Here is a 15,129-nt window from a genome sequence, read left to right as displayed (position 1 = left end):
TTCCGCACCGCCTGATTTCGGGCAAAGCCCCGCCGACGCCCAACTTTCTTCCCTGAATGGCGTGAACTCTGCGCAAATGCCATATATATATTCGACAACATGAGGCGCGCGGGATAGCTCCGCGTCAGGCACAAAGGCAACGCCCCGGCAGAACCGGGGGGAGAAGGCAGGCAGCACAATGGCACGGCTGTTCAAACTGTTGGTGATCTTGGGGATTCTGGGCTTTGCGGGGCTTGCGGGCTATGCCTATCTGGGCGATCTCAGCCCGACCCCACAGGAAATCCGCCAGCCGGTCACGCTGGATGCGGGCTGATCGGCCCCCGATGCGGCGGCAGGCGCTGATCCTTGGCACGGCGCTGGCCCTTGGGGTCGCGTCACCAGTGGTCATGGCCGAATCACGCAAGAAGCAACCGCTGTCCGCGATCGACTGGCTGTCGCAGCCCGTCACCGCCCCGCCAGAAACCGCAGTGCCGGCAAAGCCCGCCTCCGCGCAGCGCCCGCGGATCGACGAGGCCCCCGTCACCAAGGACGGCGGCCTTCCGGCCGATGTCTCGGTCTCGGTGCTGGGCGGGCCTTCGCCCGATGCCGTTGGGTTGCTCACGCCGGCGCAGACCGGCTTTCCGCATGCGCTCTGGGGCATGGGCCTGACGGACGAGGCCGCCGCGGCGCTGACCCGGGCGGATCCGGTCGGGTTGCCGGCGCTGCAAAGCCTGCTCAACACGCTGCTTCTGGCCGAGGCGCTGCCGCCGGCCGATGCGGGCGACGAAGGCCGGCTCTTGATGGCGCGGATCGACAAGCTGCTGGCGCTTGGCGCGCTGGATCAGGCGCAGGCGCTTCTGGATGCCGCGCTGCCGGCGCGGACGGCCGAACTCTTTCGCCGCAGCTTTGATGTGGCGCTCTTGACCGGCAACGAGGATCGCGCCTGCGCCGCGCTGGTCGAGGCGCCCGATCTGTCGCCCACCCTGCCGACACGGGTGTTCTGCATGGCGCGCGAGGGCGATTGGGCGGCGGCGGCGCTGACGCTGCGCACGGCCGAGGCGATCGGCCATGTTTCCGAGACCGAAAGCGCGCTCCTGTCGCGGTTTCTCGACCCCGACCTTTACGAATCCGACCCCGCCCCCGCGCCGCCCAAGCCAGTGACGCCGCTGATCTGGCGGCTTTACGAGGCGATTGGCGAGCCCTTGCCCACCGCCACCCTGCCGCTTGCCTTTGCCCATGCCGATCTGTCGGAACGCGCCGGCTGGAAGGCGCAGGTCGAGGCGGCCGAGCGACTGGCCCGCGCCGGGGCGATCTCGCCCAACCTGCTGCTGGGTCTGTTCACCCAACGCGATCCGGCGGCTTCGGGCGGGGTCTGGGACCGGGTGGACGCGTTCCAGCGGTTTGACGCGGCGTTGCAGGCCGGCGATCTGACGGCGGTGGAGCAACGCCTGCCGCTGGCCTATGCCCGCATGGCGGATGCCGAACTGGAAGTGCCTTTCGCCACGCTTTTCGCCGGGAAACTGGCGCAGATGGCGTTGACCGGCGATTCGGCGCGCATCGCCTATGACCTTGGCCTGCTCTCGCCCGACTTTGCACGCCTGTCCAGCAGCCGCCATGCACCGGGCGACCTGCGCGGCGCCTTTCTTGCCGGGCTGGCGCAGGGCAGCGTCAAGGGGCTCATGCCGCCCGACAGCATGGCGCGGGCGATCCAGCCGGCCTTTGACGGCTCCGAGCCGGTGCTGTCCGACGATGCCAAGCTCTTGCTCAACCAGTCCCGCATCGGCGAGGCGCTGCTCTTGGCCATGGCGCGGATCGAGGTCGGCCTGCACGGCGAATTGGCCAAGCTGGCCGAGGGGCTGGCGCTGTTGCGCAAGCTGGGCCTTGAGGACACGGCGCGCCGCACGGCGCTGGAGCTGATGCTGCTGGAACGCCGGGGCTAGGTGATGACGGATGCCGACCGCTGGATTTCCACCTTCCTGCAGGCGCAATCGGCCGAGGCCAACGCCGCGCGCAACACGCTGCTTGCCTATGGTCGCGACCTGAAGGATTTCGCCGGCTGGGCGGCGCATCGCGGGCTTGATCTGGCCACCCTGCCCCGGTCTGCGATCGAGGATTACCTGATTTCCTGCGAGGCCGAGGGCCTGTCGAAATCCAGCCGGGCGCGGCGGCTTTCATCCGTCCGCCAGCTTTACCGCTTTGCCCATGACGAGGGCTGGCGGCCCGACAATCCGGCGCTGCGCATCTCCGGCCCCGGCGCCAGCCAGCGCCTGCCCAAGACCCTGTCGCATGACGAGGTGGACCGGCTTCTGGACGCCGCCCGCAGCAAGGGCCGCACATCGGGGGGAAAGCTGCGCAACGCGGCACTGGTGGAACTGCTCTATGCCACCGGCATGCGGGTCTCGGAACTGGTCGGCCTGCCGGTTGCCGCGGTGCGGGGCGATCCGAAGATGATCCTTGTGCGCGGCAAGGGCAACAAGGAGCGCATGGTGCCCTTGTCCGCTCCGGCCCGGCTGGCGACGGCGGCATGGCTGGCGCAACGCGACGCCGAGGAGGAGGCGGCGCGCAAGGCCGGCAAGCCCGGCTCCAAGGCGCTTTTCCCCGGTTCCGGCAGCGACGGCCATCTGACGCGGCAGCATTTCTACCTGCTCATCAAGGATATCGCAGTGCTGGGCGGAGTGGACCCGGCCAAGGTCACGCCCCACACCCTGCGCCATGCCTTTGCCACGCATCTTCTGGCGGGCGGCGCCGATTTGCGGGTGATCCAGACGCTTCTTGGCCACGCCGATGTTGCCACGACCGAGATTTACACGCATGTGCTGGAGGATCAGCTGAAGGACCTGGTCCTGACCCACCATCCGCTTGCCAAAAAGACCTGACCCCACGAAGATTTCCGCCCATGCATCGCCTGTTGAACCTGCTCCCTGCCGCCCTGCGCCGGACCGACGCCGACCGCGCCGAAGGTCTGCGCGAGGATCTGACACAGGCGATTGCCGCCAGCCATTCGGGCGGCGGCATGGAAAAGGAAGACCGTGACCGGCTGCTGGGCGCGCTGGATCTGGGCGAGCGGCGGGTGGACGAGATCATGACCCACCGCAGCCAGATCGAGATGATCGACGCCGACCAGCCGCCCGATACGCTGATTTCCGGAGTCCTCGCCTCGGCCCATTCCCGCCTGCCGGTGTTTCGCGCTCAGGAGGAGAACATCCTTGGCGTGATCCACGCCAAGGAACTGCTGCGCGAGGTGGACCGGCTGCGCCGCAGCGGCGAGGGGCTGGAGGCGCTGGACATCGTCAAGGTGGCGATGAAGCCCTATTTCATCCCCGACAGCACAACGCTGGATGAACAGATGCGCGCCTTCCTGAAGCGGCGCACGCATTTCGCCATCGTGGTCGACGAATACGGCGCGATCATGGGGGTCATCACGCTGGAGGACATCCTTGAGGAAATCGTCGGCGAGATCACCGACGAATTCGACGTGGTGGCCCGCGATGCCGGATTGAGCCGCGACGAGACCGGGGCCTGGCTGGTGGACGGCTCGATGACAATCCGCGACCTCAACCGGGCGATGGACTGGGCGCTGCCCGACACCGAGGCCAACACCATCGCCGGCCTTGTCATTCACGAAGCGCAGATGATCCCGGTGGAGGGCCAGTCCTTCGCCTTCCACGGCTTCCGGTTTCAGGTGGTGACGCGGCGGGAAAACCGGCTGGCCAAGCTGCGCATCCGTCCGGTCTGATCCGCCGGGATCAGACCAGCACGATCCGGGCTTCCAGCGCGGCAAGATCGCTGAACCCCTCCAGCCGCAGCGACTGGCCGTTCATCAGGTCGATCAGCACATCGCCCGCCACGACCTGCGCATGGTCGGCAACAAGCCCGGCCGCCGTTGTCACCGTCCCGCCCCAGAGACGGTCATCCAGCCGCAACCGGTCGGTCAATTCGAAATCGGTGATGACATCGTCGCCCGCCCGCAGGGTGAAGACAAAGCTGTCCGCCCCGGTGCCGCCGGTCAGCTGGTCATCGCCCGTCCCGCCGCGCAGCAGATCGTTGCCGGCCTTGCCCTGCAACAGGTCATTGCCGGCAAGCCCCGACAGGACGTTGCGGGCGGCATTGCCCTCCAGGCTGTTGGCGGCGGCATTGCCGCTGGCATCCAGCGCCCCGGCGCCAAGAAGTCTTGCGTCATGCAGACCAGTCAGCAGCGTCACATCGGCCGAGACCAGCACCTCGGCGCCGTTCACCACGTCAAGCTTGGCGTTCTGGCCTTCGACGGCAATCCGCAGCGCGAAATCCAGACCGTCGAGCGTGCCGGTAATCAGGACCGGTCCGCCCTCGACCACGTCCAGCGCGTAGCCACCCGCTGCGGCGCTGGTCGTCGCATTGCCTGCGCTGGCAAAACTTGCCCCACCCCGGCCCTCGCCGATGGAATAGAACCGATCACCGTCGTTGTCGTCGTAGACGACGCCGGTGACATGGAACACCCCGGCTTGCGCGCCGAAATTCTGCGTCACCATCGAGGCGTTGTAGGTCGTGCCGTTATAGGAGAACTGCCCTGCCTCCTGCGCGAGGCCGATGTCGCGGTAGCTGGCCTCAAGGATGTTCAGCCGGTGTCCGGGCGACAGGAACAGGCTGGCGTGTTGCCGGGCAATCGCGGCTTCAAGGTTCAGCGTGCCCGTGGTGCCCCACCAGCTGATGTTTTCCCCCACGCCCCCGCCCTGATAACCCGCCGCAAGGGCGCGGGCGGAGGGCGTGCTGCCGTTGATCCCGGTGTGGGAAAAGGTGTCGGTGGCCAGCATCCATTGCGAATGGCCGATGGCCGCCTGTTCCAGCGCGCCCTCAAAGGCCAGAACCCCGCGCGGCGCGCTGCCCAGTCGTCCCGCCTCAAGGCCGTCGTTCAGGCTGATTCCAAGGCGCTGCGCCTCGCCCAGCGGATCCAGCCGCGCCCGGTTGATGAGTTCCAGCATATACTGTTCCGCGGCAGAAATCGCCATCGGCAGGCCCCTCGCAGTCATTCGCCGGCGAGAGGCCTAGCTGCCAAATGCGGCGCGGGCTAGGCGGTTTGTGGACCGCTGCGCCGGATCGGCGGATTGTCGTCAGATCTCAGCGCTTGCCGAAGATCGAACCCAGAACACCGCGGATGATCGCCTGCCCCGACTTGGTGCCAAGCTGGCGGGCAAAGCTCTTGGCAAAGGCCTCGCCGACGGAATCGGTGCGGCTGGTGGAGGTTTTGCGCGACGTGCTGCGGTCCTCGCCATCATAGCGCCGGGCGCGGGAATACTCGCGCTCCTCCTCGCTGGCGCGGGCCTCGCGGGCTTCGGCATCGGCCGCCTCGCGGGCGGCGCGTTCGGCCTTGGCGCGCAGCCGTTCATAGGCCGAATCGCGGTCGATGGCGGTGTCGTATTTTGCCGCCATGCCCGAGGCGGCCATCAATTGCGCCCTGAGCCCCGGATCAATCGGCCCCAATTGCGACGATGGCGGGCGCACCAGCGTCCGTTCGGCAATGCCCGGCACGCCCTTGGCCTCAAGGAAAGAGGTCACCGCCTCGCCGGTGCCGACATCGCGGATCGCGTCCTCGATGGCAAAGCGCGGGTTGGGCCGATAGGTCTCGGCCGCCATTTTCAGGTCTTTCTGGTCCTTGGCGGTAAAGGCGCGCAGCGCGTGCTGCACCCGGTTGCCCAGCTGGCCAAGGATCATCTCGGGCACGTCCGCCGGGTTCTGGGTGATGAAATAGACCCCTACCCCCTTGGAGCGGATCAACCGGGCCACCTGTTCCACTTTAGAAACCAGCGCCTTGGGCGCATCGGTGAACAGCAGATGCGCCTCGTCGAAGAAGAACACCAGCTTCGGCTTGTCGGGATCGCCCACCTCGGGCAGTTCCTCGAACAGCTCCGACAGAAGCCACAGCAGGAAGGTCGCATAGAGCCGCGGGCCGGAATTCATCAGCTTGTCGGCGGCCAGGAGGTTGACCATGCCGCGCCCCTGCGCATCACAGCGCATCAAGTCGGCCAGTTCCAGCGCCGGCTCGCCGAACATCTGCGCCGCCCCCTGATTTTCCAAGACCAGCAGCCGGCGCTGGATCGCCCCGATCGAGGCGGTGGAGACCAGCCCGTAGCGGGCGGAAATCTCGCTGTCATGTTCGGCGATGAAGGTCAGCAGCGCCTGCAGGTCCTTGAGGTCCAGCAGCGGCAGTTCCTCCTCGTCGGCCAGCCGGAAGGCGACGTTCAGCACGCCCTCCTGCGGCTCGGTCAGTTCCAAGAGGCGGCTGAGCAGGAGCGGCCCCATCTCGGCCACGGTGGCGCGGATCGGGTGGCCCTGCTCGCCGAAGAGATCCCAGAAGGTGACCGGGAAGGCCTGATAGTGCAGGTCAAGCCCGATGGTGGCGGCGCGTTTGGCAAAGGCCTCGTGCAGCTTGTGGCTGGCCGATCCGGCGGCCGCGATGCCGGCCAGATCGCCCTTCACATCGGCCATGAACACCGGCACGCCGGCGGCGGAAAACCCCTCGGCCAGAATTTGCAGCGTCACCGTCTTGCCGGTGCCAGTCGCCCCCGCGATCAGCCCGTGGCGGTTGCCGTATTTCAGAAGCAGGTTCTGCGCCACGCCATAGCCTTCTCCACCGCCACCCACAAAAATCGCATCCGACATGACCAACCTCGTCGCCTGAACCCGCTATGCCGGCCGCACCGCGCGCCCGTTGCCGGCCAAGATACAGCCTTGCCCCTGTCATGCCAGTGCGAACTTGCTGGTTTGGCCTTGCCTTGCCGCTGCCGCCAGCCACTGCGGAGCCCGCAGCCCCGGCAGCATTGTCACGGGCACAATTTCAGCGAAATCCTGTTGACGCGCGCGTGAAACCGCAATAGCGTCTGGCACATGACGTCGGCCAGTCCGACAGGGAGCATAATAATAATGAAAAGGGTCGGGTTTCCGGCCCTTTTTTCCTTTTTATTCCGCGGTTTGCGCGGGAAGCTGCCGGGTTTGCGCTTTCCCACCTGACTTGGGCGCCGCGCCGTGCTAATCCGCGCGCAATTCATTGCAAGGAAAGACGAGATGTCGATGCGCAGCCTGCTTCAAAGCCTCACCCTTCCCGCCGTCCTGATCCTGACCGCGCTGCCGGTGCTGGCCCAGGAGACCACCACCGAAGAAAAGCCCGAAGATCTGTCGATGGGCGTCGAAGCCGGCGCCGCCGCCCCCGTCATCCTGACCCAGGAGACCGCGCAGGTCGGGCAAGGCTATCTGGCCACCAATTTCGAGCTGTGGGAACAGCGGTGCGAAAAGACCGAGGACGGCAAGGATCCCTGCCAGCTGTTCCAGCTCTTGAAGGACGCCGACGGCAACGCCGTGGCCGAGTTCTCGATCTTCGCGCTGCCCGCCGGCGGCAAGGCCGTGGCCGGCGGCACGGTCGTCGCTCCGCTTGAAACCCTGCTGACCGAGGCGCTGACCATCGCCATCGACACCGCGCCGGCCAAGCTTTACCCCTTCTCCTTCTGCACCATCGAAGGTTGCGTCGCCCGCGTCGGCTTTACCGCCGAAGAGGTCGAGCAGTTGAAGAAGGGCGCCAAGGCCACCGCCATGGTGGTTCCCGCCGCCGCGCCCGACAAGCCGGTTGCGCTTGACATCTCGCTGAAAGGCTTCACCGCGGGGTATGAGGCGGTCGCCGCCACGCTTCCCACGCCGTAAGCGATTGAAATTCAGGCGAAGGCCCGCCGGCAAACGGCGGGCCTTTTGCGTTCAGGCCCGCGCCAGCGCCAGGACGGCGTTCAGCCCGCCGAAGGCGAAGGCATTGGAAAGCGCCACCGCCACATCCGCCTGCCGCGCCGCCCCCGTCACCAGATCGACCGGGCAATCCGGATCGGGGCCAAGATAGCCTGCCGTCGGGGCGATGATCCCTTCCTGCAGCGCCAGAAGCACCGCCAGCAGCTCCACCGCCCCCGCCGCCCCGATCAGATGGCCATGCAGCGACTTGGTCGAGGTCAGCGGCACGTCGCGGTCGCCGAATACCCGCGCGATGGCCTGCGCCTCCGAGCGGTCATTGGCCGCAGTGCCGGTGCCATGGGCGTTGATGTGATCGACCGCCCCCGGCTCCAGCCCGGCATCGGCCAGCGCGCCCGCCATGGCGCGCGCCGCGCCGTCGGAGTTCGGCAGCACGATGTCGCTGGCATCCGAGGTCATGGCAAAGCCGACGATTTCCGCCAGAATCCCGGCCCCGCGCGCCAGCGCCGCCTCGCGCGGTTCCAGCACGAACACCGCCGCGCCCTCGCCCTGCACCATGCCGTTGCGCCCCAGCGAGAACGGCCGGCAGGCGTCCGGCGCCATGACGCGCAGGCCCTCCCAGGCCTTCAGGCCGCCGAAGGACAGCATCGCCTCCGAGCCGCCGGCAAAGGCCGCCTCCACCATGCCGGAGCGCACCATCTGGAACGCCAGCCCGATGGCGTGGTTTGAGGAGGCGCAGGCCGAGGACACCGAAAACGCCGGCCCGGTCAGCCCCAGGTCCATCGAGATATGGCTCGCCGCCGCCGAGGCCATCAGCCGCGGCACGGTGAAGGGATGCACGCGGTTGCGGCCCTCGGCATAGACCGCGCGAAACGCCTCGTCCGAAGTGATGAGCCCGCCGCCTGCCGTGCCCATGATGACCGCCGTGCGCCCCGGATCGGCGGTCAGCCGGGCCTGGGCGCCGGCCTGCCGGGCCGCGGCCAGCGCAAATTGCACATGGCGGTCAAGCAGCCCCAGCTGCGCCCGGTCAAAGTGGTTTTCCGGTTGCCAATCCGCCACTTGCGCGCCGATCTTCACGGAAAGTCGATCGAGGTCGGCGATCTGAAGCGCCGCAATGGCGGACACCCCGTCCCGCAGTGCCCGAAAGCTTGACGCCACATCCTGGCCCAGCGGATTGACGGTGCCCGCCCCGGTGATGACCACCCGCCTCATCGGGCCGCGATCAACCCCTCGACGCCGGCAATCACCGCCCGCACCGTCGACAGGTCGAACCGGCCGGCCGCGGGGTCATTGGCGTTGAACGGCACCGAGATGTCGAAGGCCTCTTCCAGCGCGAACAGCGTTTCGACCAGCATCAGGCTGTCCAGCCCGAGGTCGGACAGCGCCGCCCCCGGTGTCACATCGTGCGGCTCCAGCATCGCCTGTTCGGCGATGATCGCCCGCACCCGGTCGGCGACCGAAACCTCAAACCCCAATGCGCCGTCCATCGTCACCCCCATCTGGCTAGTCTTCCTCCGGCCTATCAGCCGCGGATGACGGGGAAATGACAGCTTCCAGCGCGGCGACCCGGCTACCCAGACGCGGCAGGCGGCGCAGCGCCTTCTGCATCTCGACATGGGTTTCCATCTTCACCGCCGGATAGCCCAAGAGCACCCGGCCCTTCGGCGCATTGGTAAAGATCTTGGTGCCGCCGCCCGCGATGACATCATCGCCGACAAAGATGTTGTCGTTGACCCCGACCTGCCCGGCCAGCACCACCCGGTTGCCGATGCGGCTTGATCCGGCGATGCCGACCTGACCGCACAGCAGCGTATCCTCGCCCACCTGCACGTTATGGCCGATGTGCACCTGATTATCGAGCTTGGTGCCGCGCCCGATCACCGTGTCGCGGATGGTGCCGCGGTCGATGGTGCAATTGGCGCCGATCTCGACATCATCGCCAATGCTGACCGAGCCAAGCGAGTGAATCCGCACCCAGCTTTGTTCGTGAATTTCGCTGCGTTGTGAAAGGGTTTTGCGGATTTCCTCAACCCCCGATTTCTCGGGCGTGACAAAGGAAAACCCGTCCGAGCCGATCACCGCGCCGGGCTGGCAGATGAAGCGGTGGCCGATCCTGACCCGGGCGCCGATGCGGGCGCCGCACAGGATCAGGGCGTCGTCCCCGATCACCGCGCCTTCGGCGATTGCGACATGCGAGGCAATCCGCGCCCGCGCCCCGATGCGGGCGCCGCGGCCGATGCTGACAAAGGGGCCGATGGCCGCACCTGCGCCGATCTCGGCCGTCGGGTCGATCACGGTCATCGCATGCAGGCCGGGGGAAATCTCCGGCCCCGGGTCCATCATCGCCGACAGCCCCGCCATGGCAAGCCGGCCGCGCGGCGCGAAGATCGCGGCCTTCAGCCCCAGCGCCTGCCAATCCGCCCCCGGCCAGAGCATCGCCGCCCGCGCCTGCCCCTTGGCCAGACCGTCGGCATAGCGCGGGTCCATCGCCAGCGCGAGATCGTCAGCCCCGGCCATTGCCGGTTCCGCCGCGCGCACCACGCGCAGCGACAGATCCCCCGCAGCCTCGGCGCCAAGGGCGCGGGCAATCTCGGCGATGGAATGGGCCATGGCGTTCTCCGGTTCCTGCCCGAAAAGCCTTACCCGCGTTCCGCGCCCAAGACCACCCCGGCCTCGGTCAGGGCCTGGTAAAGCCGCGCGTCGCGACCATAGACATCAGCGCGGAAGCCCACCTGCCCGCGCAGCGACGGCCAGGCGGTGAAATAGACCAGATGCACCGGCACCTTCTGGTCCAGCGACACCGAGCTTTCCTGCGCGCTGTCAAGTTCCGACTGGAAAAGCCCCTTCGGATCATCGGTCTGCCGCGCCAGCAGAACATGGGCAAAGTCGATCGGATCGCCCAGACGGATGCAGCCGTGACTATAGGCCCGCACCTCGCTTTCAAACAGGTTTTTTGCAGGCGTATCATGCAGATAGATGTTGTATTGATTGGGGAACATGAACTTCACCTTCCCCAGCGCATTGCCGTCCGACGGCGGCTGGCGCAGCCCGAAGGGGAAGCTGGAGGCCGAATAGGCGGCAAAGTTCACTGCCCCGCGCGGCACTACGCGGCCATTGCGGTCGACCACCTGCAGATGCCCCACCGCATTGCTGTTCTGTTGCAAGAGCGGCAGGTATTCCTTGACGATGATCGAGCGCGGCACCCCCCAGGACGGGTTGACGACCATATACTCCATCTCGTCGGAAAATTCGGGGCTGCGCTGGTCCTCGACGTTCTTGCCGATCACCACGCGGGTCTGAAAGGTGGTGCGGCCGTTGTCCACGATGCGGGCGACGAAATCGGGTTGATTCACCCAGATGTGGCGCGCGCCGCGCGGGGCATTGCCCATCCAGCGCAACCGCTCCAGCGCCACGACGACGGATTTCAGACGCTCTTGCAGCGGCACGTTCAGCGCCGCGATGGTCGAGGGGCCAGCCTGCCCGTCACCGACGATGCCGCTGTCGGCCTGGAAGCGCTGCACCGCCCGCATCAGCGCCCGGTCATAGGAGGCCGAAGCGGTCTGCACCAGATAGCCGCGCGAGATCAACTGGTTACGCAATTGAACGACGGCCGGGCCGGTGGCGCCAAGCGCGAGGGCATCGGCGGCAATCGCCTCACCCCAGCCGGGATTCGTTTCAAGGCGCAGCTTTTCCTTGACCAGACGGGCATATTCCGGGGCCGCCGGGACCAGATCGCGCAGGAAGCGCGCCGGCGACGGGCTGGCGGCCAGTCCGCGCAGCAGCACCGCCGGATCGGGCCGCACGATCTCGCGCACGATGCCGGGATCGACCTTGTTCGGCGTCAGCACCCCGGACGAGACGTCGCGGGCATAGGCGAGGAAAGCCCGGCTCATCGCCGCCTCGACCCGGCCACGGTCGCCTTCGGTTTCGGCCGCGCGATAGGCGGCGATCAGAGCCGCGGCGTCATAGCGGGCGGCGGGAAGCCCCTGATCGGGGGCGGCGGCAAAGACAGCAAGGGCGGCACCGCGCCGGGCGGCATCATCCGCGCCGGTCCACAGATCTTCATAGCCGCGCTCGCGGTAGAAGGCGGCCAGCGCGTCATCCTCGGCCACGGTTTCGGCCAGCGCCCGAACATAGGCGGTGCCGCCCGCGTCCCTGGCAAGGGCCGCCTGACCGGAGATCAGAAGAATCAACGCAGCGGACGACCAGAGCCCCTTGCGGACATCCGCCCTCAACAATTTGAAAAACCCTGCCACTTCAATCCTTTCGCGGCGGTCAGCCCTGATCGCCTGTTCCGATGGGATATTGTCGGCGAAATTCGGCAAAGTGTAAACAAAGCCCCGCAAAGGCCGATGTGCGCCGCGCGTCCGGGCCCTTTCATTGTTGCCCGCGGGCAATCAATCAAATGCCGGGCAGATTTGCTCCGATGCCGGCGGGCGGATTCAGCAAAAATTTGCCGATGCGGTCGAAGGTCGGCCCGAGGCGGTCATTCTTTGCTTTGGTCCTGATGCTGTTTGTGCCATAACGGCCTTGCACTTGGGGATGAGTAGCGAAACGAACCGCCGGCACAGGCGGTCGAAGACCAGCGACGGGACAGGCGCACAGAATGGCGATCATATCTTCGAACGGATTCACGCGGCGTGGGCTGCTTGGTGCCTTTGCTGCCACGGCGATTGTCGCCGCCCCGGCCTTCACAGCAACCGCGGGATATCTCAAGGGCGCCGGCGACATTCGCCGCATCCGGATGTATTCGGGCCGAACCGGCGAAAGCATCGACACGATCTATTGGGTCGAGGGCGAGTACATTCCCGAAGTTTTGAAGGAAATCAATCACTTCATGCGCGACTGGCGCAACAGCAAGACCTTCAGGATGGACCCGCGCAATTTCGACGTGATGGCGGCGGCGCATCGGCTGATGGACGTGAACGAACCCTACATGCTCTTGTCGGGCTATCGCAGCCCCGAGACCAACGCCATGCTGCGCTCAAAGTCGGGCGGGGTTGCCAAGAACTCGCTGCACATGAAGGGCCAGGCGGCGGACCTGCGGCTGAAGTCGCGCTCGGTCGGCCAGATGGCCCGCGCGGCCAAGACCTGCTCGGGCGGCGGCGTCGGCACCTACTCGCGGTCGAACTTCGTGCATATGGACTGCGGTCCGGTGCGCACCTGGGGCGGCTGAGCCGCCCATCGGCAAGATTCCGCTTATTCAGGGGCGCCGCGCGGCGCCCTTTTGCATGGTGCAGCACAACGCCACTGTTTCGGTGGGGCGATCAGTCCTCGGCCTCGGGATGCGGGTCTTCGTCCCGCGGGTCCTCTGCCCGCCCCCGGAACCCCATGGCGACGACGAATTTCTCGGAACTGTCGGCCCGGCTTGACGGCGGCTTCACGTTCGCCACCTTGCGGAACGACCGCTTCAGCAGCGCCTGCATCTCGTTTTCCGCGCCCCCCGCCAGCACCTTGGCGACAAAGGTGCCGCCCTCTTCCAGCACGTCGAAGGCAAAGGCCAGCGCCGCCTCGATCAGCGCCACGATGCGCAAATGGTCGGTGCCCTTGTGGCCCGAGGCGGCCGCCGCCATGTCCGACATCACCACATCGGCACGGCCCCCGAGCCAGCCCTTCACCTTGTCGTCGGCATCCTCGTCCAGAAAATCGAGCTGGTGGATGTCGCAGCCGGCGATCGGCTCCACCTCTTGCAGATCGACGCCCAGAATGGTGCCGACCGGCTTTTTCGGGTTCTGCCCCAGCGCGTTGACCCGCGCCGCCGCCACCTGACACCAGCCCCCCGGCGCGCAGCCAAGGTCAACCACCCGCGCGCCCGGTTTCAGGAAGCCATAGCGGTCGTCCAGCTCCATGATCTTGAAGGCGGCGCGGCCACGATAGCCCTCGCGCTTGGCGCGCTGGACGTAGGGGTCATTCAGCTGCCGCTCCAGCCACAGCGTCGACGAGAGCTTGCGCCCCTTGGCGGTTTTCACCCGCACCCGCAGATCGCGCTGGCCGCGCCCCGAGGTGTTTTTGCCGGAGGTGGGTTTTTCGGTCATAGATAGGGTCCGTCTTCCAGAATGCCGTCGGCGTTCATCTGCGCATAAAGCAGTCCCTCGCGCAGGCCGCGGTCGGCCACCGAGAGACGATCCGTCGGCCATATCCGCATCAGCGCCTGAAGGATAGCCGCGCCGGGCATGATGAGCGTGTGGCGGTCGCGGCCGATGCGCGGATCGCTGCGGCGGCCTTCGGGACCAAGGGCAAGGTATTCGCGGATCACCAGGTCGATCTGGTCCGAGGTCATCTGCAAGCCATCGACCTTGGTGCGGTCATAGCGGCGCAGGTTGAGGAAGCTGGCCGCCACTGTGGTCACCGTGCCCGAAGTGCCGATGATCTGGAACCCCTCGCGCGGCTGGGCGGCGTTGTAGGGGCTGAAGGCCGAAAGGTTTTCCTCGAAGAACCACGACATCAGGGCAAAGCGCGCCGAGTCGTCCTCGACGTCCTGGAACTGGTCCTTCAGCGTGGCAACGCCCAAGGGAACCGAGATCCAGTCCACCACCCGCGCCCCGCCTTCGGGCTGGCCGGAAAAGCCGCGGTGCAGGCCCATGATCGCCCGGCCCCGGTTTTCCGGTGCAACTGCCGACAGGTCCACCCAGACCAGTTCGGTTGACCCGCCGCCGATGTCGACCACCAGCAATTGCTCGGTCGAGCGGTTGACCAGCGGCGCACAGGAAATCACCGCCAGCCGCGCCTCTTCCTCGGCCGGAATGATTTCCACATGCAGCCCGGTCTCGCGCTTCACCTGCCGCATGAAGTCGCGCGCGTTGCGGGCGCGGCGGCAGGCCTCGGTCGCCACCAGCCGCATCCGGCCGACGCCATGGGACTCGATCTTCTTCTGGCAGATCCGCAACGCCTGCAGCGTGCGCCCCATCGAGGCATGCGACAACTTGCCCGAGGCCTCCAGCCCCGCGCCCAGATGCACCGCCTTGGAGAAACTGTCCAAGACCTGAAACTGGTTGCCCGCTGGCCGGGCAATCAGCATGCGGCACGAATTCGTGCCAAGGTCCACGGCGGCATAAAGCCCGGCCGTGGCTGTGTCAGGGGCTGACGGCAAAGCCTTGCGGGAAGCACCTTTCGGAGCCTCGACCGCAGCTTTCTTGGCGTCCGCCCCTCGGGGACGCTCGGGCGTCATGTCGCCCTCCATACGTGGTTGTCCCGAAGGTATGCGCAAACCGGGGACCGTGCAAGCGCCCTGCCCCCTCCCGGTCATGAAATGCCGCGCAAGATGATCTTGAAAACTTCGCGTCATCACAGGTCGCTCGCAGACTGGCGAGAGCGGCAGAACCGGCCTATTTTCGCGCCGGCAAGAGCGGTCCAGCCGGGGCCTTCCGGCGCGGGGGTCGCATCCGCCGCGCGTCATGTCGAAAACCGACCCTGCCTGTCGCAAGCAGGCGACTAGAACCGGGGTTGAAC

13 protein-coding genes and 1 pseudogene are annotated in these 15,129 nt (G+C 66.9%); 6 read left to right on the top strand and 8 right to left on the bottom strand.

Annotated features, from left to right (window positions below; translation table 11 throughout):
- The first annotated feature begins 178 nt into the window (after positions 1–178).
- From G4Z14_RS19055 to G4Z14_RS01565, 4 genes and pseudogenes are all read left to right on the top strand, one after another.
- Positions 179–313 (top strand): hypothetical protein, encoded by a 135-nt coding sequence (locus G4Z14_RS19055; protein WP_265331842.1) that lies wholly within the window; start codon positions 179–181, stop codon positions 311–313.
- Positions 303–1,919, top strand: a complete 1,617-nt coding sequence (locus tag G4Z14_RS01575; RefSeq protein ID WP_227751462.1) for a hypothetical protein — start codon at positions 303–305, stop codon at positions 1,917–1,919. The genes G4Z14_RS19055 and G4Z14_RS01575 overlap by 11 nt, the downstream gene beginning before the upstream one ends.
- Before the next feature lie 3 nt (positions 1,920–1,922).
- Entirely contained in the window at positions 1,923–2,855 is a 933-nt protein-coding gene (locus G4Z14_RS01570; protein WP_164622997.1) for a site-specific tyrosine recombinase XerD, read from the top strand.
- 104 nt (positions 2,856–2,959) lie between these two features.
- Positions 2,960–3,715 (top strand): annotated as a pseudogene (locus tag G4Z14_RS01565) (transporter associated domain-containing protein); the annotation flags it as partial.
- Between the two features lie 10 nt (positions 3,716–3,725).
- Here the strand turns inward: G4Z14_RS01565 and G4Z14_RS01560 are convergent.
- Together G4Z14_RS01560 and G4Z14_RS01555 are read right to left on the bottom strand one after the other, a co-directional pair.
- A complete protein-coding gene (locus G4Z14_RS01560; RefSeq protein ID WP_164622995.1) occupies positions 3,726–4,964 on the bottom strand; it encodes a CAP domain-containing protein in 1,239 nt (412 codons plus the stop codon).
- A gap of 109 nt (positions 4,965–5,073) precedes the next feature.
- The gene (locus G4Z14_RS01555; RefSeq protein WP_164622994.1) at positions 5,074–6,615 is read right to left on the bottom strand and encodes a helicase HerA-like domain-containing protein; all 1,542 of its coding nucleotides are present in this window, start codon (positions 6,613–6,615) and stop codon (positions 5,074–5,076) included.
- Between the two features lie 402 nt (positions 6,616–7,017).
- Between G4Z14_RS01555 and G4Z14_RS01550 the strand changes: the two genes are divergently transcribed.
- Positions 7,018–7,647: an invasion associated locus B family protein gene (locus G4Z14_RS01550; RefSeq protein ID WP_321572991.1), complete on the top strand. Its 630-nt coding sequence runs from the start codon at positions 7,018–7,020 to the stop codon at positions 7,645–7,647.
- A gap of 51 nt (positions 7,648–7,698) precedes the next feature.
- Here G4Z14_RS01550 and G4Z14_RS01545 read toward each other — a convergent pair whose 3' ends face one another.
- The 4 genes from G4Z14_RS01545 to G4Z14_RS01530 are packed head-to-tail and all read right to left on the bottom strand — an operon-like array spanning position 7,699 to position 11,915.
- On the bottom strand, positions 7,699–8,892 hold the full coding sequence (locus G4Z14_RS01545; protein WP_164622993.1) for a beta-ketoacyl-[acyl-carrier-protein] synthase family protein: 1,194 nt from the start codon (positions 8,890–8,892) through the stop codon (positions 7,699–7,701).
- Positions 8,889–9,167, bottom strand: a complete 279-nt coding sequence (locus G4Z14_RS01540; protein WP_164622992.1) for an acyl carrier protein — start codon at positions 9,165–9,167, stop codon at positions 8,889–8,891. Before G4Z14_RS01540 ends, G4Z14_RS01545 begins: the two co-directional genes overlap by 4 nt.
- 16 nt (positions 9,168–9,183) lie before the next feature.
- Positions 9,184–10,290 carry a UDP-3-O-(3-hydroxymyristoyl)glucosamine N-acyltransferase gene (locus G4Z14_RS01535; protein ID WP_164622991.1) on the bottom strand — a complete coding sequence of 369 codons (1,107 nt, stop codon included), beginning with the start codon at positions 10,288–10,290 and terminating at the stop codon, positions 9,184–9,186.
- A 29-nt stretch (positions 10,291–10,319) separates the two neighbouring features.
- A complete protein-coding gene (locus tag G4Z14_RS01530) occupies positions 10,320–11,915 on the bottom strand; it encodes a L,D-transpeptidase family protein (protein WP_227751461.1) in 1,596 nt (531 codons plus the stop codon).
- A gap of 371 nt (positions 11,916–12,286) precedes the next feature.
- Between G4Z14_RS01530 and G4Z14_RS01525 the strand changes: the two genes are divergently transcribed.
- The gene (locus tag G4Z14_RS01525) at positions 12,287–12,856 is read left to right on the top strand and encodes a YcbK family protein (protein WP_164622990.1); all 570 of its coding nucleotides are present in this window, start codon (positions 12,287–12,289) and stop codon (positions 12,854–12,856) included.
- A 91-nt stretch (positions 12,857–12,947) separates the two neighbouring features.
- Here the strand turns inward: G4Z14_RS01525 and G4Z14_RS01520 are convergent, their stop codons facing one another.
- Together G4Z14_RS01520 and G4Z14_RS01515 are read right to left on the bottom strand one after the other, a co-directional pair.
- The gene (locus G4Z14_RS01520) at positions 12,948–13,715 is read right to left on the bottom strand and encodes an RlmE family RNA methyltransferase (RefSeq protein WP_164622989.1); all 768 of its coding nucleotides are present in this window, start codon (positions 13,713–13,715) and stop codon (positions 12,948–12,950) included.
- A complete protein-coding gene (locus G4Z14_RS01515) occupies positions 13,712–14,848 on the bottom strand; it encodes a Ppx/GppA phosphatase family protein (RefSeq protein ID WP_164622988.1) in 1,137 nt (378 codons plus the stop codon). Before G4Z14_RS01515 ends, G4Z14_RS01520 begins: the two co-directional genes overlap by 4 nt.
- Positions 14,849–15,129: the final 281 nt, after the last annotated feature.

Source organism: Tabrizicola oligotrophica (assembly GCF_011008935.1).
GTDB lineage: Bacteria > Pseudomonadota > Alphaproteobacteria > Rhodobacterales > Rhodobacteraceae > Tabrizicola_A > Tabrizicola_A oligotrophica.
This window is presented reverse-complemented; position numbering and strand designations above follow the sequence as displayed.

Excerpts from the sequence above, each read along its gene's own strand:
- G4Z14_RS19055 (WP_265331842.1), top strand. The coding sequence starts at position 179 with ATGGCACGGCTGTTCAAACTGTTGGTGATCTTGGGGATTCTGGGCTTT.
- G4Z14_RS01575 (WP_227751462.1), top strand. The coding sequence starts at position 303 with ATGCGGGCTGATCGGCCCCCGATGCGGCGGCAGGCGCTGATCCTTGGC.
- G4Z14_RS01570 (WP_164622997.1), top strand. The coding sequence starts at position 1,923 with ATGACGGATGCCGACCGCTGGATTTCCACCTTCCTGCAGGCGCAATCG.
- G4Z14_RS01560 (WP_164622995.1), bottom strand. The coding sequence starts at position 4,964 with ATGGCGATTTCTGCCGCGGAACAGTATATGCTGGAACTCATCAACCGG.
- G4Z14_RS01555 (WP_164622994.1), bottom strand. The coding sequence starts at position 6,615 with ATGTCGGATGCGATTTTTGTGGGTGGCGGTGGAGAAGGCTATGGCGTG.
- G4Z14_RS01550 (WP_321572991.1), top strand. The coding sequence starts at position 7,018 with ATGTCGATGCGCAGCCTGCTTCAAAGCCTCACCCTTCCCGCCGTCCTG.
- G4Z14_RS01545 (WP_164622993.1), bottom strand. The coding sequence starts at position 8,892 with ATGAGGCGGGTGGTCATCACCGGGGCGGGCACCGTCAATCCGCTGGGC.
- G4Z14_RS01540 (WP_164622992.1), bottom strand. The coding sequence starts at position 9,167 with ATGGACGGCGCATTGGGGTTTGAGGTTTCGGTCGCCGACCGGGTGCGG.
- G4Z14_RS01535 (WP_164622991.1), bottom strand. The coding sequence starts at position 10,290 with ATGGCCCATTCCATCGCCGAGATTGCCCGCGCCCTTGGCGCCGAGGCT.
- G4Z14_RS01525 (WP_164622990.1), top strand. The coding sequence starts at position 12,287 with ATGGCGATCATATCTTCGAACGGATTCACGCGGCGTGGGCTGCTTGGT.
- G4Z14_RS01520 (WP_164622989.1), bottom strand. The coding sequence starts at position 13,715 with ATGACCGAAAAACCCACCTCCGGCAAAAACACCTCGGGGCGCGGCCAG.
- G4Z14_RS01515 (WP_164622988.1), bottom strand. The coding sequence starts at position 14,848 with ATGACGCCCGAGCGTCCCCGAGGGGCGGACGCCAAGAAAGCTGCGGTC.